Genomic DNA, 21,569 nt, shown 5'->3' on the forward strand with positions numbered 1-21,569 from the left:
ATAAAAACAGATGAAGAGTCATGTCAATCGTGTCAGCGCTTGCCTTGCGGCCATGGGCGTCGCCTGGGGCGCCTGGGCCGATGCGGGGCAATCGATTTTCGACCTATCCCTCGAGCAGCTGGCCGATATCGAGGTGTCGGTGTCGTCCAAGCAGGCGTTGCCGCTCAGCCTTGCGCCTGCCAACGTCAGTGTGTTCAGTCAGCAGCAGCTTGAGCAGCGTGGGGTAAATACGCTTGCCGAACTTGCCGACCTGAGCTCGGGCTATTCCAGTTACAGCATTTTTGGCGAACGGGTGTTTGAAACCCGTGGGCAGCGCGCCGGCAGTTTTGAAAACAACAAGCATCTGGTGCTGCTCGATGGTGTGCGCCTGAACCATGCCCGCGCCAACAAGGCGCCGATCGAAAATGAACTGCCGCTGATGCCGATGCGTCAGGTTGAGTTGCTGCGTGGCCCCGCATCAGCCGTGTATGGCCAGAGCGCGTTTTTCGGCGTGGTGAGCTTAAGCTCCGACAGTGAAGGCGCTGACTTACTAAGGCTCGATGCCAGTCACACCCTCGATGGCCAGGGCGACAGAGGCGGCGTGTACGGCCGTGTTGGCAGTCGCCTGGGCCAGAGTTTTGCGGCGCTGTCGTATTTTGATAAGCGCAGCGCCGATGCCCTGGTCGGCCCCGATTTCTCGCCGCTGCAACGCTACTATGACGATCAGGAGGCGCACTTTGCCTATCTGAAACATGGCTTCAGTGGCGGCAGTCTGGGTGATTTTACCTTGGGTTACATCGACATGGCGCGAAGCTCGGGTCTGGGTGAGCATTGGATGGGCGACTTGTCGGCGCCAGAGAACAATATCCGCTGGGATACCGACATAGGTTATCTGCGCTGGCAACGCGGCTTTGGCGAGGCGTTCAGGGCCGATGTGCATCTGGTCAATAACGACTCGGCGGAGGCGGGCCTTGCCATCGACAATACCCGCGCGCAAATCCTGGATGGTGAAGAGGCGCAGTTCAATCGCTATCTGGTGGATGTCAATTCAAAATTGCTGGAAGCCGAGCTTAGCTGGCAGCCCGGCGCTGACACCTCACTGCTGTTTGGTATGTCGCTTGAAAAACGTCGAGACGAGGGCGGCTTTTTTGTGCCGGATTTACCGCTGCAGCAATTATTGGCAGCGGATACAGGCGCGATACAGTGGCAACGGGAGGCGTCAGATAGCGTCGAGTACCGCGCGGCATATCTGCAATACTCGGATTTTTACCCGTCAATCTGGGGGCTGCATCTGACGGCGGGGCTGAGATACGACAGTGGTGCATACGGCGATGATACCTTTGAGCACTTTTCACCGCGGGTGGCGCTGGTAAAAAGCCTGAGTGATCGCTGGACCGCCAAGGCGCTTTACAGCTCGGCGTTTCGCTCGCCCGGGCTTAAGGAGTATCTGCTTAATGATGAAACCCGCAATCGGATTTTAAGTATTGCCGCCAATCCCGAGGCTGAGCTTGTGAAACTGAGCGACAGCCTGAGCCCGGAAACCTTCAGCTCAACCGAGCTGGATTTGCTGTACGTCAACTCGCCCTGGATGGTGAAGCTGGGTGCTTTTTACAATCAAACTGACAACGCGCTCGATGGCAGGTCGCTGAAATTCATCGATAAAAATGGCGACGAGGTGAGTAAAAACAGCTTTGCCAACTCGGCCGCAACCTTCGAAGTGTACGGCACTGAAGCCGAATTTGAGTGGCGTTTTTCACCTGTGTGGCAACTCAATGGCGCCATCAACCGGGTGTGGCCTGCGTCCGGCTCAGAGGCGGCCACCCAAGACATGCCAACGCTTAAGTATCTGCTGGGGGTTAGCGGCGATTTGGCCTTTGGCTCGGTGCGGCTCGACTATCGTTTTCATGGTGATATTGCCGGTGATGTGGATGCGATTCAGGTGCTTGATGCCAGCGTGCGCGGCCTGTGGCATGGCGTTGGCTGGTCGGTGAAGCTTGGCAATCTGCTCGATGCAGAGAATTTTTATGCCTTTGGCGGCGAGGAGGGTAATCCCTTGCCCGGCAGAACTCTTGAATTTGGTCTCAGCTACCGCTTCGACTAGCTGTTGTTGCTTCGATGCACTGCGGCTTCGGTCAACTTTGCGTCTACTCACTGCTCTGGAGCGGCAGGCTGATGCGAAAATGTGCACCTGTGTCGGATGGCAGGCACTGTAAGTCGCCGCCAAACTTTTGATTAACTATGTTGAACGAGACATGCATGCCAAGCCCTGAACTGCCTTCGCCGCGGCGGGTGGTAAAAAACGGGTCAAACACCTTGGCGACGGTTTCGTCGGCAATGCCGCAGCCATTGTCGCGATAATCGATGATGAGCCGGTTTTCCTGGGTGTAGCAGTCAAAGCGGATTTCGCCATCTGTCTTATGTCTGAATCCATGGATCAGCGAATTCATCACCAGATTGGTGATGACCTGCGCCATGGCGCCAGCTTCGCAGCTGTAGCTAAGTTGCTGCTCGGCATTGATTTTGACCTTATGGCCGCCGCGCTTGAGTTCATGCTGCAAGCTGTCGCACACCTCCTGAATATACTCCTTCATCTGCAGTGTGCGGATTTCTTCATGGCTCTGGTCGATGGAGACCTGCTTGAAGCTCTTGATAAGCCGTGCGGCGCGGTCGAGATTGCGCACCAGCAATTCCAGCGACTGGGTTAAATCATCGAGAAGCTGGTCGAGATCCGCCTCGGTCACTTCTTCGGCTTTATAGCGTTTGATAAAGCGCGAAAGTTGCTCCTGCATATGGGTTGAGGAGGTGACTCCCACACCAATAGGCGTGTTTATTTCGTGGGCAACCCCCGCCACCAGGCTGCCGAGGGCGGCCATTTTCTCGGATTTCAGCAGTTGGTCACGGGTGCGGATGATTTGCGCGTTGGCGCTTTCAAGCTCGGTATGTTTGTGCGCCAGCTGCACAAACAGCTGGTTTTTGACCCGGGCTCCGCGATAGATGAGCATCACCGAAATGCTGATGGAAATGATGAGCGCGATGGAGATGTACAGCAGGGTCTTTTGGGTTTGAATGATGGTGCTTTGGGCCTCAAGGGTTTCACTCTGGCTTGCCAGGCTTTTTTCTTTCATCGCCAGCTCAGTTTCGTAGCCGGCCAGCACGCTTTTTTGCTCCCGGATGCGTGCTTCATTAATGCTGATTGACGCCGACAGTGCGGTGATTTCATCGGTTTTGTTTTTCAGCTCCTGCTGCTTGGCGTCAAGCTCCGCTTGCTGGCGGCTGAAGCTTGCCTGGGTATCAGCCATCTTCTGCTCCAGCGCTTGCTGCTGGCTTTTCAACGCTTCCTGGGCGGTTTGTTGCTGCGCGAGGGTGTTGTCAAGCTCGGTAATTTTAGCCTGCTGCTGCTTCTGCTTTTGCTGCTGGGCATCGAGCTGGCGCTGCTTTTCAGTGACCTGAGACTGCAGCCTGGCGTATTGCTCGCGGTTCGCCTGCAGGGTGGATTCCATGTCCTTGACCATGGATGCAACGTCAAGCTCGGTGCCGCCGAGAATAACTATGTCTTTCGACACGGTAAGCTTGTTGTACACCATATTGTAGCGATTGATTTCAAAGCCGATTTTTCCGCCGCTGCGGTTTACAAAGTTAAAGCCGAACAGCTGTTTTTCGCGGGCGTTGTCGGCAATAACCAAGATGGGACGATTGAGAATGAGCGCATTGATGTCGCCAAGGCGGCTTTCACGGCTTTTGTCGACTACCAGCACGTCGGCTCCGGTGATGGCGCTGTCGCTGTTACCCGCTGAAACACTGAGCGCCAGCGAGCGGACTTTTTGCTGCTCGAGGCTTTTTAACACCGACAGCAGCTTATCGTTGTCACCCACATACAGCACCTTGAGGGTGCGGCGCTGATTTTCGTCTGGCCACTGTACGTATTTAAGAAAGTTATACACATAGGCCGTTTTTACCTGCTCGGGAGTCAGCTCGGCGCCAGTGCTTAACGGGGAGCAAAGCAGCAACAATACCAGGCACAGATATTGGCCGATTTTTGTCATAACGGCTCCGTTGATGGTGGGGATTAACGGCGGGAACTTGCTAAAAGCATAGGTGTTGATCATGCTTTTTTCCTGTTTGGACCAATGGTGACCAAGGTGCATGAAACTGGTGCGTGCCCTGTGGTAATCTTGGCAGCATTGTGTTTTTCCCGTGTTTTTTGACACCACAAACCAACGAGTAATCTAGATGACAGCGAATATTGCGCGGACTATCGCCCAGGAGCTGAGCGTTCGTGAAGAACAGGTCGCCGCCACCATTGCCCTGCTGGACGATGGCGCCACCGTGCCCTTCGTGGCCCGTTACCGTAAGGAAGTCACAGGTGGCCTGGACGATACCCAGCTGCGCACCCTGCACAGTCGCCTTGGCTATTTGCGCGATTTGAATGACCGCCGCGAGGTCATTCTCTCCTCCATCGAGGCCCAGGGTAAATTAACGCCTGAGCTGAAAGCCGCGCTGATTGGCGCCGACAGCAAAACCCGCCTCGAAGATTTGTATTTGCCGTACAAGCCAAAGCGCCGTACCAAGGGCCAGATTGCCATCGAAGCCGGAATTGAGCCGCTTGCCAATCTGCTGCTGGCAAACCGCAGTGCCGATATCGATGCCGAAGCCAGTGCCTTTATCAATACCGACGCCGGATTTGCCGATGTGCGCGCCGTGCTCGACGGTGCCCGTTACATCCTGATGGAGCGCTTTGCCGAAGATGCTGAGCTTATCCGCAAGGTGCGTGAGCACCTCTCAGGTGTCGCGGTGCTGCAAAGCAAAGTGATTGAAGGTAAAGAGAAAGAAGGCGCCAAGTTCCGCGATTATTTTGAGCACAGCGAGCTTTTGGGCAAGGTGCCATCGCACCGCGCACTGGCGATGCTGCGCGGTCGCAACGAAGGTATTCTCAGCCTGTCGATGAATGCCGACCCGGATGCTGAGCCGGGCCGCGGCAGTTACTGCGAGGTGATCATTGCCGACCATCTGGGGCTTAAGCTTGGCGACAGCAGTGTCGACGCTTGGCTTAAAACCGTGGTCACCGGCACCTGGCGCATCAAGGTCGCGCTGCAGATGGAAACCGAGTTTATCTCCCGCCTGCGCGAGCTTGCCGAAGAAGACGCCATTCGTGTATTTGCCCGCAACCTGCACGACCTGCTGATGGCGGCGCCCGCTGGCTCCAAGGCCACCATGGGGCTTGACCCCGGGCTGCGTACCGGCGTTAAGGTTGCCGTGGTCAACGACACAGGCAAGCTGGTGGCTCACACCACGATTTTCCCGCATGAGCCGCAAAATCAGTGGGATAAGTCAGTGCGGGCGCTGGTGACTCTGGTCAATATGCATAAGGTTGAACTGATTGCCGTGGGTAACGGAACTGCCTCGCGGGAAACCGACAAGCTTGCCGGTGAGGTCATCGCCGCGCTGAAAGAAACCCACCCTGCTCTGACCAAGGTGATGGTGAGTGAAGCGGGCGCTTCTGTGTACTCGGCATCCGAGCTGGCGGCGCAGGAATTTCCGGATCTTGACGTCTCCATTCGCGGCGCCGTGTCCATCGCCCGCCGCCTGCAGGACCCGCTGGCGGAGCTGGTGAAAATCGAGCCCAAGTCCATCGGCGTGGGGCAATATCAGCACGACGTGAGCCAGAGCCAACTGTCATCAAGCCTTGAGGCTGTGGTTGAAGACTGCGTGAACAGTGTCGGCGTTGATCTCAACATGGCATCGGTGGCGCTGCTCAGTCAGGTGTCTGGCCTTAACAAGACCCTGGCCAAAAACGTGGTGGATTACCGCGATGAAAACGGCCAGTTCCGCAGCCGTAAAGAACTGCTGAAAGTGGCGCGTCTTGGCCCCAAGGCGTTCGAGCAGGCGGCGGGCTTTTTGCGCATCCGTGAAGGGGATAACCCGCTAGATGCCTCGGCCGTGCACCCCGAAGCTTACTCACTGGTAGAAAGCATTGCCCGCGCCCGCAATCTGGCGCTGCCTGAGCTGATTGGCAACAGTGAGCTTATCAAGTCACTCAATGCCAAAGAATTTGTGACTGAAGACTTTGGTCTGCCCACAGTGACCGATATCCTGAAAGAGCTGGATAAACCCGGCCGCGACCCACGCGGCGAGTTTAAAACTGCCCATTTCAAAGAGGGCGTGACCGACATTCGCGACCTCAAGCCCGACATGGTGCTTGAAGGTGTGGTCACCAACGTGACCAACTTCGGCGCCTTTGTCGATGTGGGTGTGCATCAGGATGGTCTGGTACACATTTCATCCCTGTCGGACAAGTTTGTCAGCGACCCGCACACTGTGGTTAAAGCAGGTGATGTGGTCAAAGTGAAGGTGATGGAAGTGGACGTTGAGCGTAAGCGCATTGGCCTTAGCATGCGGCTCGATGAAAAAGCCCAGCCAGCCGCGCCGCACAAGGCTGCAGCCGGTCACAAGGGCGCTGCCAAAGCGGGCGGTAAACCGGCGCCTCAAGGTAAGCAGGGCGGCAAGCCACAGCAGATTAACGCGGCCATGGGCAACGCCTTTGCCGACGCCTTAGCCAAACTGAAAAAATAATCGTTATCTTGATTTAGACCAAACGGTTCAGAAAAAACGCAGCCTCGGCTGCGTTTTTTGTTTCGGGTAAAACAAATTCTGAAATCCTGTGAATTTACGGTGAACTTTTGTTGCTTGTCGGTATCATACCCAGCATCAGAAAACGCCGCCAACAAGAGCGGTCAGTGGAGTAACACAATGAGATTCAGAGAGCCGACCCATACCCCCTGGCGGGCGATGGCCATTTTTGCGCTGATAGCGCTGGTTGCCCTGATGCTAAGCCGCATCGGCCTTGCCATCTGGCAACAGGAGCGGGTTGCCGCCGCCGATGGCTGGAGCCACTTGCTGCTGCAGGGGATCCGGGTGGATTTTGCTACGCTCTGCTGGCTATGGGGCGTTGCTGCGCTGGGCACAGTGATTTTTGGTGGCAACCATCTGGTGGGTAAGCTGTGGCTGTGGATTTTGCGCGCCTGGTTGACCCTCGGCCTGTGGCTGATGCTGTTTCTGGAAATCTCGACCCCGTCTTTTATTGAGGAGTACGGCTTTCGCCCCAACCGCCTCTACGTTGAGTACCTGATTTACCCCAAAGAAGTCTTGTCCATGCTGTGGAATGGCCGCCCGCTGGAGCTGATTTTCGGACTGGTTGCCTCGACGGCTATCCTCTGGGGCGGCTGGACCTTATCGGGCAAGCTGACCCGCAATCTTGAGTATCCGCGCCTGCTGTGGCGCCCTGTGTTGGCCGTGCTGGTGATTGCCGTGACCCTGCTTGGCGCGCGCTCAACCCTTGGCCACCGGCCGCTCAATCCGGCCATGGTTGCCTTTTGCGACGATCCGCTGGTGAACTCGCTCACTGTGAATTCAGCCTACTCGCTGACCTTTGCCATCACCCAGATGGGCAAAGAAGCCAACGCCGGCAAGATGTACGGCACCCTGCCGGAAGAAGAGATTATTGCCACCATAAGAGCCGAGAGTGGCCGTGATGCCACAAGCTTTGTCTCGGATGAAATCCCAAGCCTGTCGGAAAACAGCGCCAGTTATCAGGGCAAACCGCGTAACCTGGTGATTATTCTTCAGGAAAGCCTGGGCGCCCGCTTTGTTGGCAGCCTCGGCGGCCTGCCGCTGACACCCAATATCGACGCGCTTTCCAGCGAAGGCTGGTATTTCGACAACCTTTACGCCACCGGCACCCGCTCGGTGCGGGGCATTGAGGCGGTAACCACGGGCTTTACCCCGACTCCGGCCCGCGCCGTGGTCAAGCTTGGCAAGAGCCAGCAGGGTTTCTTTACCATTGCAGAGCTACTGCGCCGCCACGGCTACGACACCTCGTTTATTTACGGCGGCGAGAGCCACTTCGACAATATGCGCAGCTTCTTCCTGGGCAACGGCTTTGGCCGCATCGTCGATCAGGACGATTACTCCAATCCGGCCTTTGTCGGCAGTTGGGGTGTGTCGGATGAAGACCTGATGCGCCGCGCCGATGAAGAATTCAAGCGCCTGCATCAAGAAGGCAAGCCCTTCTTCAGTCTGGTGTTCAGCTCGAGCAACCACGACCCGTTTGAGTTCCCCGATGGCCGCATTGAGCTGTTCGAGCAGCCCAAGCAAACCCGTAACAACGCCGCCAAGTATGCCGACTATGCCGTAGGCGAGTTTTTCAAGCTGGCCAAAGAGTCAGAGTATTGGAAAGACACGGTATTTTTGGTGGTGGCGGACCATGACAGCCGCGTTGGCGGTGCTGAGCTGGTGCCGGTGAACCGTTTTCGCATTCCGGGGCTGATTATTGCACCGGGTGTGGAGCCATCACGGGATCAGCGTGTGGTCAGCCAAATCGATTTGCCGCCAACCCTGTTGTCGCTGATGGGCATTTCCGGTCGTTACCCTATGCTGGGGCAGGATCTGACCAAGGTTCCCGCCGACTGGCCGGGCCGGGCGTTGATGCAGTACGACAAGAATTTTGCCTACATGCGCGGCGATGAGCTGGTGATTTTGCAGCCTGAGCGGGCGCCGGAAGGTTTCCGCTATCAGCGCAGCGACGGCACACTGCAAAGTGCGCCGCAGCCGGAGCATATGCAAAAAACCGCTCTTGCCTGGGCGCTGTGGGGCAGTATGGCCTATCAGAAAGGTTTGTATCGTCTGGAGTGATCAGACCGTCAGGGTGAGCCCGCCGTCCAGCGCTGGCTCACTGGTCTGACGGTAAAAGTTACCCACATGGGCCGCGATGGCGCGGTACAGGCTGGCAGACTCACCGGCCGGTGGCGTGGCCATCTTGCCACCGACTGGATTTCGCGGTGGCTGCGGCTCGGTGCGGATGCGAACGTCTTTGCGATTAAGGCCGGCAGGCAGCCTTGGCGGTAGTTTAAGCGGCTTGGCGGGGGGCGTTTGCTGCGCCTGCTGCTCTGACTGTTTTTGCTGTTGCTGCTGATGTTGCTGTTGCTGGCGCTCATCCACCCGCTGCTGCAGTTTGGCCTGCACCTGAGGCTCGTCTGCGGTGCGTTCATTTTGCGGATTGAAGGCGCGCTCTTCATGGCCCTTGGTCAGCTCAGGTGCCGGCACTATCGGCGGCCGCTGCTGACTCTCTACCCGCAGTGAATCCGTCGCGGCGTTACTCGTCGCTAACGGTACCTGGGGATAGTTGGTGGCAATCAGCATCGTGGCTCCGTTGGGCTGCGTGTCCGGCCTGAACCCGCCAACATTCATCTAACGTCGACTATCGAAGAATGCCGGCGAATCGGCGCTGCTTAAATAATAACCTTTGCAGTGGCCGCGATAAAGCCTTGGGGTGCAATAAGCTGCGCGCGCCGGGTTTACCCCCGAGCTGATGGCGATGCGCTTATGATCCTAAGCCTAAGGCTAAGCCTAAGCCTAAGCCTAAGCCTAAGGCAGCTTGGCCAGCCATAGCTTGAGTCCGTCGATAAATTCCTCTGGATGGGAGAAAAACGGCGCGTGGGATGCCTTGTGCAGCAATAAATCCTCATAGTGCGCCGCCATTGGCATCTGCGCCATGACCCGCCGTGGCACCAGACCATCAAGGCGGCCCCAAATCCGTAGCCAAGGCCGGTTAAGCTCGGCAAGTTCTGCACGCAAATCCACTTCTTTCAGCATGGTCAGTCCCTGCGCGAGTGCGGTTCTGTCCGGCAGCGGCCGCGACAACACCAAATCGCGCAGGCGGCGGATATCTTCTCGGGCTGTGTCGCTGCCCATGGCCTGAATCGCAAGAAAACGCTCTATGGTTTTTGGCAGGTCTTTCCCCAGCTCATCGCCGAACTGACGCAGCACCTGCGGCGGGATCCCGGGCCAGCCCTCGCTTTCCTGTGCAATAAAACAGGGCGACGAGGCGATGGTGATAAGTGCCTGTACCCGCTCGGGATAACGCAGCGCGGCGCGGCTTGCCACCAGTCCGCCGAGTGACCAGCCAGCGAGAATCATCCTTGGCGGCAACTGCGCCATCAGGGTATCGACCCACATGTCCAGCATGCCATCCACAGGGGCGCTCAGGCCAAAGCCCGGCAGGTCGGCCAGATGCAACCTATACTCGGAAAATGCCTGCTGCAGCGGCAAAAATACTGCCCCGTTCATGCCCCAGCCGTGCAGGATAACCAGATCCGGCCCCTGGCCGTGGCTGTCGATATGTATGGGGTGCGCTGAAGTCGGGTTCACTTATGCCTCGTGTCAGGGATGATGTTATGGCCAATGCGTTACCGTGGCGGCTGTGGTGGTTACAGGCCAGGGCGCTGCTGCTCGGCAGTTTACCCAACCGCTGTCTTGTCTGTCATCAACAGGTGACCGAAGGGACGGGGATTTGCGGTTTTTGTCTGGATGCCTGCTGCTATCAGGGGCCGGTATGCCTTGGCTGTGGTCGCAGTCTGGACGCCGAATTTGGCTTTTGCGCCCCTTGCCGCATTCTCAATGCGCTGCCGGTGGTGGCGGGGGCAAGTTATCATCGCGGCCTGGGTCATGCGGTGGCGGCGATTAAATATCAGGGCCAATTTGCGGCTATCGAGCCTTTGTGCCGGCGGCTTGCTTCGCGGGTGCAGCAGCTTCGGCAGGCCAGGCTTATCCGCCCCGTGTCGCTCTTGCTGCCTGTGCCCTTGCACCCAACGCGCCTGCGGCAGCGTGGCTTTAATCAAGCTTATGAAATTGCGAAGGAACTCTCACGCCAGACCGGCATAGCCGTGGCGCCTGATCTGCTTGGCCGCTGTCGCAACACGCCGCCACAGGCCGGGCTTGATGGCCGAGCCAGGCGGCGAAACTTGCAGCAAGCCTTTGTTATCAATGGGGTGTGCAGTGCAGGCTCGGTGGCGCTGGTGGATGATGTGGTCACCACGGGCAGCACAGCCAGTGCCATTGCCACCCTGCTGGAGGCGCAGGGTGTGAGCGTACAGGTTTGGTGTCTTGCCCGGGCCGAGGCGCCCGGGCTGCTGGATGAGGCAGTTCAGGGCTCCATGGCTGCCGGCAGCAGGTAAAGCGCGTTGCTGTACACCTTGGCTCCGCTCAGCCAGATATTGCGAAACAGCAGGTTATCAGCCATTGCAACCACCACACCCTTGCCTTTGGTTTCGGCAACCAGGGCGTTGCCAAGGCCGAGTGCCTGCTGATACTCATCGGCGAGAAAGCCCGCCAGCAGCGGCTTTTGAGCGTAATAGGCCGCCACGGTAAAGGCATCCTCACTGGCGGCGAGGGCAATCACCTTGTCTTTCATCACGGGTAACTGCTCGGTGCCTATGCCGTAGGCGAGGGGATGGCTGTTATCCAGCTGCCAGCTCACCACGGCGCCGCCTATGGTCTGACGTGCCTTAAGCGCATCGCGGTCGGCAAATTTCAGTGCTTTGGTATCAAATTCCTTTTGATAAAACGAGGCATCCTGCACCGCGGTGCGCAGTAAGTCGTGCTTGGCAAGCCAGCTGAGGGCACCTTTTTGGGCGATGACCACGCCGCCTGCTTTGACAAACTCGCCCAGCTTGCGGCCAAAGGCCTCGCCAAGCTCGCTGTAATTGCCATCAGCGAACAGCACGTGGGTGTAGCCGCTAAGATCGAAACGCTCCAGATTATCCATGTCGGCGAGGGTATAGGGCTGATTAAGACCGCTATCGAGCAGCTGCCAGATTTCACCTACTTCGGTGGTGTCGGTGCCGCGCCCGGAAATCAGCAGCGGTTTGACCCTGGCAAGTGGCGCCATGTTGGCGCTGCCAAGGTCGATGCCGGAGGAGGCGCTGAAGGATGACACGGGGAAAAGCTCAAGCTGCGACTTGTCGGCAAGCTCGGTGAGCAGCGCCAGCAGCTCGCTGCGGCCCAGTGGCTGTTGTCCGGTGGCGACCATCAGGGTGCCCGGGCCAAATTCACGCTCGCCGCCGCGGGGGGTAAAGGCCCTGGTGGCAACCCGCACTCTGATATCCTGCTGATGCAGTGCGGCCAGAACCTTGGCGGCGGCGCCCTGACGCCAGTCTATTAATACGGCGACTGTGGATTCGGGCAGCGCCTTTGGCTGTTTAGCGGGTTTTGTTTGGCTCAGCGCCTCGCTGTCCGGGGCAAAATCGTCAGTCACAGTGAGATTCAGTGCCGAGCCAAAGTCCCAGGCGCTGACATCATAAAAGGTGCTGTCGGCAAAGCGGGTCCGCCGCTCAAACATGGCCTGCAGCAACAGGGATTGAGATTGTTTGTTTGGAATAAACAAACTGTCGTTCGGGGTATAGATTTGCTTGTCTGATTTGATAGTTTGCTGCAAATACGCAAAGTGAATGCCGTGCTGGGTCAGCACCTCGGCCAGCGCATCACGGCGCTGCGGATCGCCCTGGGTATTGATAAGCCGACCTGAATCGTCACTGCCCTGTTTATCGGCGTAAAAGGCTTTTTGATAAGCCATCAACTCTTGGCGTAATGCATGGGTTCCACGCAGCGCCGCCAGCGAAGTGGTCAGCTGATTGTCGATGGCTTTGGCAAGGCTGATGCCGCCATGGCTGGAGTCCTGCATCTGGCCGCGGGCGCTGGCCTGTTCAAACAATACGCCCACAGCGCCATTGATGTCCGGGTAGGTGGAGCCTTTGCCGTAAAAGAAATCATCGAAGCTTTGGCGGCTGAAATATGGCTGCTGTTTTTGATCCAGCGCTTCGCGGTAAAAATCAGCCAGTTTCTCAGTGAGTTCCTGATTCTTTTTGGCCGTAAGCGGGTGAGTGCGCGATGGCACGCCGGGCTGGAAGAAGTAAGTTTCATCGTGGCCCATCTCGTGAAAATCGCCCACATAATGGGGCTGCCATTTATGCAGCAAGGCAACACGCCCACGGCTCTCGGGATGGCGCAGGAACAGCCAGTCGCGGTTCAGATCCGCCAGATAGTGATTGAAGCGGCCAGAAGGCCAGTTCTGGTTGTGTTCTTTGTGATTGTTGTCGCTGGTAGCTACGCCAATGCCACGGTAACTGTTTGACCAGTTGGCGAATCTATCGAGGCCATCCGGGTTTTGGCTGGGGGTGACCAGCACCACGGTGTTTGCGAGCAGGTCGGTAATCCAGGGCTCCTGGCTGGTGGCGAGCTGCTCAATCAGCGCCATGGCGGCATGGGCGCCGCTGGCCTCGTCGCCATGAATGGAATAGGCAAGCCAGACAACCAGCACATCGTCTTTGGCGTTACCTGACTTAACCTCTAGTCTGGCTGCCAGGATCTCCTTGAGTCTTTGCTGGTTTTGCTCAGAAGTAATGACAGCGGTCAGCTGCTGTCTGCGCTCATGGCTGTAGCCGGTTTGCTCGAGCGACACTTTGGGATTGCTGCTCGCCAGTTGCTGCAGGTAGCCGTTAATCTGGTCATGGCGGATGTGCCACTCGCCAAGGGGATAGCCCAGATATTGCTCAAGTTCTGCCGCGATGGCGGGAGTGCTGCCAAGCAGGCACAGGCTAAGACAAAGGCGGCGAAGCAGGGTGCGTGACTTGGTCTGTCGCGGGGTAGTTGGCATGGCGTTGAGCAAGGCGTTTGGCATGATGTATCCGGATTATATTTTTGTAATACCAGCCAAATTAACAGGTTGCCGCCGGATTGACTATCCTGCCTTGGTCGGCAGGCGTGCAGCATTGATGGGATCTCATCGACATTTTTCGGGAACAGCCTTGGGCTGAGGGCTACTATCCGCCAGACAGAGCGAGTATCATAGGCGCAATTCTTAGTAAATTACTCAGGTTTCCCTGATGGAGCGCTCTACATGATTAGCATTTCCGAAGCGGCTCAGGCCCATTTTGTGAAGCTGCTTGCCGACCAGCCTGAAGGCACCAACATCCGTGTATTTGTGATTAGCCCTGGCACGGCGCAGGCCGAGTGCGGCGTATCTTACTGCCCACCGGATGCCGTTGAAGACGACGACATTGAGCTGGAATTCAACGGTTTCAACGCCATGGTCGATGAGAAAAGCGCTCCGTTTCTGGAAGATGCCAGCATAGATCTGGTGTCTGACTCCCTCGGCTCACAGCTGACACTGAAGGCGCCCAACGCCAAGATGCGCAAAGTGTCTTCCGATGCGCCGCTGGTTGAGCGAATCGAGTACCTTATTCAGTCCGAAATCAACCCGCAGCTGGCCGGTCACGGCGGTAACATTATGCTGGTGGAAGTGACTGCCGACGGCGTGGCCGTTATCCAGTTCGGCGGCGGCTGTAACGGCTGCTCCATGGTAGACGTGACCCTGAAAAATGGTATCGAAAAGCAGCTGCTGGACATGTTCCCGGGCGAACTGACCGGCGTGCGCGATGCCACAGAGCACAGCCACGGCAGCCATTCTTACCAGTGATCCCTGCCGGGATGTGAAAAACGCGGCCGATGCCGCGTTTTTTTATGCTTAAGAAGCAGCGGCTTTAGACATCACTGCCTTGCAAATTGGCCGGCGCTCAAGGCGTTTGCTGCTCGATAAAGCGGCCATGAAAGCGGTAAAAATGCCAGCCAAGGCTTAAGCTTCGTGCTGCCATAAACGCGCTCATGGCAAGCCAAAGGGCGTGATTTCCCTGCTGCTGTGATAAAAACCAGACCGGTAAAAACACCCCAAAGGTCGCCAGCAACATGCTGTTTCGCATCACCTTTCCCTGAGTTGCTCCGATATACACCCCATCAAACAGATAAGAGCCGAACGCCAGTATCGGCATCAGCACCAGCCAGGGCAGGCAGGTCAGGGCGGCCTCTTGCACCGCGCTGATGTCTGTCATCAACTGGATAAGCATGTCACCTCCGAGGGCAAAGGCGGCGCTGAAAAGCAGTGCAAACATGGCCGACCACCCGAGTGCCAGCGTGACTGCGCCGAGCAGCGCTGAACCGTCGCGCCGACCGATAGCAGCGCCGGTTTCGGCCTCGCCATAGTAGGCAATGCCATCGAGCGCATAAGATACCAGCAGTAAAAAATTCAGCAGTACCGCATTGGCCGCCACCGTGGTATCGCCAATGCCCGCCCCCTTGAAGTTCATAAAAGCAAAAGTGAGCTGCAGGCACAGGCTGCGGATGAATATGTCGCGGTTAAGCCTGAGCAGCCGCCCAAGGCCTTGGAACAGCCCGGTAAGTTGGATTGGCGCGGCTTTCATGTGGGAAAGTGCGCGGCGCACGAACACTGCCGCCACGGCAAACGCCGCGACGTCGGCCAGCACAGACGCAAGCGCGGCACCCTTTACCCCCATGCCAAGGCCGAGCACAAACAGTACATCAAGCGCAATATTGACCAGATTGGCCAAAATCAGCTGCCACATGGCGGCTCTTGGGGATTGCCGCCCCAACAACCAGCCAAGCATCACCAGATTGGCCAGCGTCAGCGGCAGCGACAGTATTCGCACTGAAAAATACTCGCGGCAATAGTGCAGCACCTCACTGCTTGCCGCCGACAAGGAAAGCACCAGCTCCAGCAGCGGCTGATGCAGCAGTACCAGGCTGCTGCCCAATAACACAGCCAGCAATAAGCCCTGATACAGCAAGGCTTTTTGGTTGTGAGCGTTGCCGGCGCCAAAGGCCTGAGCCGTGAGCCCAGTGGTCGCCATCCGCAAAAAGCCCAATAACCATACAATCAGGGTGAACAGGGTTGACCCCAGTGCGACGCCACCCAAATAATAGGCCGCGCTCAGATGGCCTATGATGGCAGTGTCCACCAGGCCAAGCAGCGGCACAGTAATATTGGACAGCATCATAGGCAGTGCCAGCGCCCATAATTTTTTATGCCTTTCCCGGTCAAACCAGGTAAGCGATAGTTGTTTTTGCAGAGGATTTCCCCGGAATGTTAAAAGTCGTTGCCTTGCTTTTTGCCCTGATTGGCACCGCAGCCCAGGCGGCGGTGGTGATGCAGTACCACCATGTGTCTGAATCCAGTCCCCGCGTTACCAGTGTGACCCCGGCCGAGTTCAGAAGCCACATGCAGTTTCTGGCAGACAATCAATTTAAAGTTATGCCGCTTCGCGATCTGGTTGCCATGGTGCAGCGTGGTGAAGAGCCGCCGCTCAGGGCCGTGGCCATTACCTTTGACGATGGTTATCAAAACATTGCCGATGAAGCTGTGCCGATCCTAAAGGAATTTGGTTTTCCCTACACCCTGTTTGTTTCGATAGACCCTATGCTGAAGGGCCACAAGGGCATGATGACTGAGGCAACGCTGAAACGCCTCGCCCGTGACGGCGCCGAGATAGCCAACCACAGTTTTGCCCACGATCATCTGATCCGTAAGTTGCCCGGTGAAACTGACGCCGATTGGAAAGCACGTATTCGCAGTGATCTGCTCGCCACCGAAAAAACGCTGGAGCAAATCCGCGGTAAGGCGGTGCAGCCTATGCTGGCCTACCCTTTTGGTGAGTACAATGGCGCGCTGCAGCAGCTAATTAAAGAGTTGGGCATGGTGGCATTCGGCCAGCAGTCCGGCGCCATGGGGCGCTACAGTGACCTTACCGCCATACCGCGATTTCCCTTTGGCGGCGCCTACGGCACGCTTGAGAGCGTAAAGGAAAAGCTCTGGAGCCTGCCATTGCCGGTAAAGGCTTTATCTCCCGCCGACCCGCATCTTACCAAGGACTTTGGTCCGTTGCTGTCGGTCACCCTTGCGGATGTGAGTGACATTCAAACCTCGGCGCTGCGCTGCTTTTTACCAAACGAAGGCGCAGTGACACCAACCTGGGTATCGGCAACCGAGTTTAGCGTACGGGCGAGCAAAGAGTTACCGGCGGGGCGTTCGCGCTATAACTGTACCGCACCGTCAAAAAGTCAGAAGGGCTATTATTGGTTTTCTCAGGCATGGGTGCGTGCCAATAAAGATGGCAGCTGGCCGAAGGAGCCCTGAGCCTCAGCGAGCATTGGGGCTGCTGCGGGCTTTGCTTGGGTAACGCTTATAGCGCGGTTAAAACAGCGCCGGTTAATCAGTACGGTTTAATCGGTGCTGTTTAAGCTGCGCGACTTTTTACATGCTTTCATCGGCGCTGCTCTATTTACACGCTTTCAGCGGCTAAAGAAGTCTCGGTCAGTGAACCGATTGGCCGGAAACGCCCACGGGTTAATCGAGTTTAAGTAAGTCGAGTAATCTTGCGGCGATTCTGTCGAGATGCATCTGCTCACAGGCAGCGCCGATTTCGACCGAGCTGCCGGGCATACCCCATACCACCGAGCTTGCTTCATCCTGGGCTATGGTGTGCGCGCCTTGCTCGCGCATATTCAGCAGCCCTTTGGCGCCATCCCGTCCCATTCCGGTCAAGATTACCCCGATGGCTGATTTGCCGACACAATCGGCCACGCTGTCAAACAGCACGTCTACCGACGGTTTGTGGCGGTTCACCGGTTCGGTGTCGAGTATGGCGGTGCGAAAGTGTGCGCCGCTGCGCCTGACCACCATGTGGGCATGTCCGGGTGCAATGTAGACGTTACCAGGCCTTAGCTGTTCGTCGCCCGCAGCCTCTACCACTGTCATCTGTGAATTCAAATCGAGCCGCTTGGCAAAAGAGGCGCTGAATGCGGCGGGTATGTGCTGGGCTATCACTATAGGTGGGAAATTGGCCGGCAGTCGCGATACCAGCCGCTGAATGGCTTCGGTGCCGCCGGTGGAGGCGCCAATGGCGATGACGCGGTTTTTCAGTTTTGATGGGCTGTCGGTCTCCGGCGGTGGTGGCGTTAACGCCCGCACCCGGCTTACGGCGGCCTGACGAATTTTTTCAATCAGCTCTTCCTGGTACTCAGGCAGCTTATTCGCCAAGTCATTCTTGGGTTTAGAAATAAAATCGACAGCGCCAAGTGACAGCGCCTCAAGGGTAATGGCGGCGCCTTTTTCGGTGAGGGTTGAAATCATCACCACCGGCATGGGGCGCAGTTTCATCAGGTTTCTGAGAAAGGCGATGCCATCCATGCGCGGCATTTCGATGTCGAGGGTGAGCACATGGGGATTGAGCTCTTTAATCATGTCGCGCGCTTCGTAAGGGTCTTCGGCGCAGCCCACCACCTCGATATCCCCCGCCTTGGACAGCATATGACTCAGAAGCTGACGTACCAGCGCGGAATCATCAACTATCAACACTTTAATCATGAGTCCCCCGGTTGTTAAAAGTGATTCAGACGGCGGTTGGGCCGGTAAATCGTCTGGCCAATCAAATCAAACTCATCGGAAATATGGTGCAGGGTTTCGGAATGACCGATGAACAGATACCCGTCATCACTTAATAATTGTCTGAATTTACTTATTATTTTTTTCTTGGTTGGATTGTCGAAATAAATGAGGACATTGCGACAAAAGATGACGTCGAATGGTCCTTGCATAGGCCAGCTTTCCAGCAGGTTAAGTTGCCGAAAAAACACCAGTTTTTGTGCATCATCCGTTACTTTGAACACATTGCCCTTAGGCTGAAAATACTTGTCCATCAGCTTACCCGGCAGGTTTTCAAGATTCTCCGGCGGATAGAGCCCGGCTTCAGCCTTGGTCAGCACATTGGTGTCCAAATCGGTTGCCAGAATTTTTAAATCCCACGGGCTTTTGGCGAAAAAGGGCTCCAGCGTCATGGCAATTGAATAGGGCTCCTCGCCGGTCGAGCAGGCGGAAGACCAAATTCTGAGACGCTTGTCGGCTCTTTTTTGCCAGCGCGGTATCAGTTCGTCCCGCAAAAACTCAAAGTGATGCTTTTCGCGAAAGAAGGATGTCAGGTTAGTGGTCAGGGCATTGATAAAGTGCCCCAACTCCTGCTCCTGTTGCTGTTGCAGTAACAAGCAATACTGACGGAAATCATTGATCCGCAAGGCTCTGAGGCGGCGACACAGGCGTGAGTACACCATGTGCCGTTTACGGTCAGGCAGCACTATGCCGGTTTGGCTGTACGCCAAATCCCGAATAAACTCGAAATCCGCCTGAGTCATCGGGAATTCCCGTTCCGATGTTGATTCCAAAGTCGCCGCTCCCCTAATGGTGGTCGTCCGTGACCACGTCTACCGCTGAATGTGTGTAACGTCAGAACTCATGCCATTCTTCTTTGCTGGTCTTGAACTTATTATTGGACGCCGGCCGTTTATCGCCGCCCGACACCAGCGCCAGCGGCGCAGCGACAGGTGCGGCCTGTTCGTCGGTTCGGAAGAAGCCAAGTTGCCGGCGCATATTGCGTGCCTGCTCGGCCATGGCATCACCCGCTGCTGAGACTTCCTCCACCAGAGCGGCGTTTTGCTGGGTCATCTCATCCATTTGTGAAACGGCTTTGTTCACTTCTTCAATGCCGGTTGCCTGCTGCTCGGCAGCGACGCTGATTTGATTAATCATTTCAGCCACTTTGGATACGGCGTTGACTATTTCCTGCAAGGTATTGCCCGACTGGTTTACCAGCGAGGTACCGTCATTGACCTTGTTAACGCTGTCGCGGATAAGTTCTTTGATTTCTTTGGCGGCGCCGGCGGAGCGCTGAGCAAGATTACGCACTTCACCTGCCACCACGGCAAAGCCGCGACCCTGTTCACCGGCTCTGGCGGCTTCCACGGCGGCGTTCAGCGCCAGCAGATTGGTCTGGAACGCGATTTCATCGATGACACCGATAATGTCGGCGATGCGCTTACTGGACTCGTTGATGGCTTCCATGGCGGTGACCGCCTGTTTAACCACCTTGCCGCCATGATCGGCCTTGGTTGAGGCTTCTTTGGCGAGGGTGTTGGCGAGGGTGGCATTTTCTGCGCTTTGTTTCACGGTTGCCGTCATCTGCTCCATGCTGGAGGCAGTTTCTTCAAGTGATGCAGCCTGCTCTTCGGTACGCTGACTTAAGTCGGCATTGCCCTGAGCAATTTCTTCGGCGCCGGAAGTGACAGTGTTGGCCGACTCGCTGATGCCGTTCAGCACTTCGGTCAGACGGCTGACGGTGGCATTGGCATCGCTTTGCAGCTTGCCAAACTGTCCTTCGTAGTCGCCTTTAATCTTGCGGGTCAAATCGCCTTTGGCGAGGCCATCAAACATCTCGACCACGTCAGAGATCACGTTGTCGGCAATGCTCACCAGGCTGTTGAGGCCGTTGGACAGATTAAGGAAGAAGCCCTCTTTGTCGTGGGTGGTAATCCGCTGAGACAGGTTACCGGCATTGGCTGAGGCAATGATGTTATCGATTTCATGCTCGATAGCGACTTCGGCGGTGCGGTCGGCCCATTCGACCACTGTGCCTATGCGGCTGCCGTCAGTATCTGTGATGGGGTTGGCGATAATGCGGAAGGTGCGGCCACCCACCGTAAGCTGGCTGACATAGGTCGACTTAAGGTTCGCCAGCATATTGCGCTGATGCGCCGGATTTTTGTGGAATACGTCGATATTCTCACCGAGCAGCTTGTTGCTGTTGAAGTTGGGCAGATCTTTAACTATGTCGGACTGGGCGTTGCGGAACATGTCACTTACCGCGCCATTGAGGTAAATGATGTTGCAATCGGCATCGGCAACCATGGTGTTGGACGACACATTGTCCAGCGCCTTGCGAATGCGGGCGTTTTCCGCCGCAAGCTTTTTGTCGGCCTCTTCGCGGGCCAGCATGGCGGTGACATCCTGCCATTCGACCACGGTACCTGTGCGTTTGCCTCCGTCAAATACCGGGGTGGCAATCAGGTTGAAGGTCAGGCCCGCCACCTTGATCCGGGTTTCGTACGCTGCACGCAGGTTATCCAGCATGCGCCGCTGATGTTCCGGGCTCTTGTGGAAAATATCGATGTTGGCGCCCATGAGTTTGCCCATATCGAACTGCGGCAGCGACTCTCTGAGCTTGTGCTCGTTGCCGCTCAGCATCTCTTTGAGCGAGTAGTTAAAGTAGATAATGTTGTAATTTTCATCGGCCATCATCACGTTGGCCTTACACACATCCAGCGCCTGTTTGATGCGGTTGGTGTCGCGGATAAGCTTGTCTTCGGCTTCCTGACGCGCCAGCGTTTCGGTCAGATCTTGCCATTCGACTACGGTGGCAATGCGCTGGTGGTTATCGTCAAACACAGGCGATGCTATCAGGCTGAAGGTGCGGCCACCGACTTTTATCTGGGCGGAATAGACGGAGCTCAGGCTGCCGACCAGGCGCCGTTGATGACTTGGGTCTTTATGGAAGCTGTCCATGTTGACCCCGATAAGGCGTTTGGCATCGAAGTTGGGCAGCTCTTTGCGGATATCGCTCTCGGCCTTGGTCAAGGTAGCTTTGAGTGATTCGTTGAAGTACAGAATATCGCCGTTGGGGTCGGCCAGCATCACGTTTGCCTGGCAGATATCCAGTGCTTTGAGGGTGGCTTTGCCTTGCTGCTGCGCTTCCCAGAAGGTACAGAAATCATCTGAAAACGCCTGCCAGCCGGGAATGTCATATTGGCTGAATTTCGGTCTTGTCGGGCTTTTAAGCGCGCTGCGAATTTCATCCAGTGCATCGGCAAAGCGCACGTTGGACCCCGCGCCCTTTTGGGTTATCCCAATGCCAAGCAGCACCAGCGCCAGCACCAGCGCACCGCTGACCATGTTGCCGGATTGCCCGACCAGACTCAGCACCAGTGCAACGACACCGGCGGCCATGCCGGCAAGGGTTAATGGGCTTTGTCCCATCATATTGTTATTGCCTGCGTCCATGTTTGTTCCTCTCACAGAATTGCCG

The 21,569-nt window shown here is 56.6% G+C and carries 14 protein-coding genes; 6 read left to right on the plus strand and 8 right to left on the minus strand.

Features of this window, described 5'->3' with window-relative positions; translation table 11 throughout:
• Positions 1-10 precede the first annotated feature (10 nt).
• On the plus strand, positions 11-2,080 hold the full coding sequence (locus tag KJI95_RS11655; protein ID WP_214507381.1) for a TonB-dependent receptor plug domain-containing protein: 2,070 nt from the start codon (positions 11-13) through the stop codon (positions 2,078-2,080).
• Positions 2,081-2,123: 43 nt separating this feature from the next.
• Here the strand turns inward: KJI95_RS11655 and KJI95_RS11660 are convergent, their stop codons facing one another.
• Positions 2,124-4,022 carry a YfiR/HmsC family protein gene (locus KJI95_RS11660; RefSeq protein WP_214507382.1) on the minus strand — a complete coding sequence of 633 codons (1,899 nt, stop codon included), beginning with the start codon at positions 4,020-4,022 and terminating at the stop codon, positions 2,124-2,126.
• 187 nt (positions 4,023-4,209) lie between these two features.
• Here KJI95_RS11660 and KJI95_RS11665 point away from each other — a divergent pair, with 187 nt between their 5' ends.
• Positions 4,210-6,549, plus strand: a complete 2,340-nt coding sequence (locus tag KJI95_RS11665) for a Tex family protein (protein WP_214507383.1) — start codon at positions 4,210-4,212, stop codon at positions 6,547-6,549.
• Positions 6,550-6,726: 177 nt separating this feature from the next.
• Positions 6,727-8,667 carry an LTA synthase family protein gene (locus KJI95_RS11670; protein WP_214507384.1) on the plus strand — a complete coding sequence of 647 codons (1,941 nt, stop codon included), beginning with the start codon at positions 6,727-6,729 and terminating at the stop codon, positions 8,665-8,667.
• On the opposite strand, the gene KJI95_RS11675 is transcribed toward KJI95_RS11670, so the two are convergent.
• Both KJI95_RS11675 and bioH read right to left on the minus strand, forming a co-directional pair.
• Positions 8,668-9,174: a hypothetical protein gene (locus KJI95_RS11675; RefSeq protein ID WP_214507385.1), complete on the minus strand. Its 507-nt coding sequence runs from the start codon at positions 9,172-9,174 to the stop codon at positions 8,668-8,670. It lies immediately after the preceding gene.
• 225 nt (positions 9,175-9,399) lie between these two features.
• Positions 9,400-10,182, minus strand: coding sequence for a pimeloyl-ACP methyl ester esterase BioH (gene bioH, locus KJI95_RS11680; protein WP_214507386.1), 783 nt, complete (start codon positions 10,180-10,182; stop codon positions 9,400-9,402).
• Between the two features lie 26 nt (positions 10,183-10,208).
• Between bioH and KJI95_RS11685 the strand changes: the two genes are divergently transcribed.
• The gene (locus KJI95_RS11685) at positions 10,209-10,988 is read left to right on the plus strand and encodes a ComFC family protein (RefSeq protein ID WP_214507387.1); all 780 of its coding nucleotides are present in this window, start codon (positions 10,209-10,211) and stop codon (positions 10,986-10,988) included.
• On the opposite strand, the gene KJI95_RS11690 is transcribed toward KJI95_RS11685, so the two are convergent.
• Entirely contained in the window at positions 10,958-13,489 is a 2,532-nt protein-coding gene (locus KJI95_RS11690; RefSeq protein ID WP_250885792.1) for a M14 family zinc carboxypeptidase, read from the minus strand. The genes KJI95_RS11685 and KJI95_RS11690 overlap by 31 nt on opposite strands.
• A 219-nt stretch (positions 13,490-13,708) precedes the next feature.
• Between KJI95_RS11690 and nfuA the strand changes: the two genes are divergently transcribed.
• A complete protein-coding gene (nfuA, locus tag KJI95_RS11695) occupies positions 13,709-14,287 on the plus strand; it encodes a Fe-S biogenesis protein NfuA (RefSeq protein ID WP_214507388.1) in 579 nt (192 codons plus the stop codon).
• Between the two features lie 97 nt (positions 14,288-14,384).
• Here the strand turns inward: nfuA and KJI95_RS11700 are convergent, their stop codons facing one another.
• Positions 14,385-15,659 carry an MATE family efflux transporter gene (locus tag KJI95_RS11700; RefSeq protein ID WP_214507389.1) on the minus strand — a complete coding sequence of 425 codons (1,275 nt, stop codon included), beginning with the start codon at positions 15,657-15,659 and terminating at the stop codon, positions 14,385-14,387.
• An 86-nt stretch (positions 15,660-15,745) separates the two neighbouring features.
• Between KJI95_RS11700 and KJI95_RS11705 the strand changes: the two genes are divergently transcribed.
• The gene (locus KJI95_RS11705) at positions 15,746-16,795 is read left to right on the plus strand and encodes a polysaccharide deacetylase family protein (protein WP_214507390.1); all 1,050 of its coding nucleotides are present in this window, start codon (positions 15,746-15,748) and stop codon (positions 16,793-16,795) included.
• A 210-nt stretch (positions 16,796-17,005) separates the two neighbouring features.
• On the opposite strand, the gene KJI95_RS11710 is transcribed toward KJI95_RS11705, so the two are convergent.
• The 3 genes from KJI95_RS11710 to KJI95_RS11720 form a co-directional block, all read right to left on the minus strand.
• Complete coding sequence (locus KJI95_RS11710) at positions 17,006-18,025, minus strand: protein-glutamate methylesterase/protein-glutamine glutaminase (RefSeq protein WP_214507391.1); 1,020 nt, start codon at positions 18,023-18,025, stop codon at positions 17,006-17,008.
• 14 nt (positions 18,026-18,039) lie between these two features.
• The gene (locus tag KJI95_RS11715) at positions 18,040-18,846 is read right to left on the minus strand and encodes a CheR family methyltransferase (protein ID WP_214507637.1); all 807 of its coding nucleotides are present in this window, start codon (positions 18,844-18,846) and stop codon (positions 18,040-18,042) included.
• A 91-nt stretch (positions 18,847-18,937) separates the two neighbouring features.
• Positions 18,938-21,544 carry a methyl-accepting chemotaxis protein gene (locus KJI95_RS11720; RefSeq protein WP_214507392.1) on the minus strand — a complete coding sequence of 869 codons (2,607 nt, stop codon included), beginning with the start codon at positions 21,542-21,544 and terminating at the stop codon, positions 18,938-18,940.
• Positions 21,545-21,569 lie beyond the last annotated feature (25 nt).

Source organism: Shewanella jiangmenensis (assembly GCF_018596335.1).
Lineage (GTDB): Bacteria > Pseudomonadota > Gammaproteobacteria > Enterobacterales > Shewanellaceae > Shewanella > Shewanella jiangmenensis.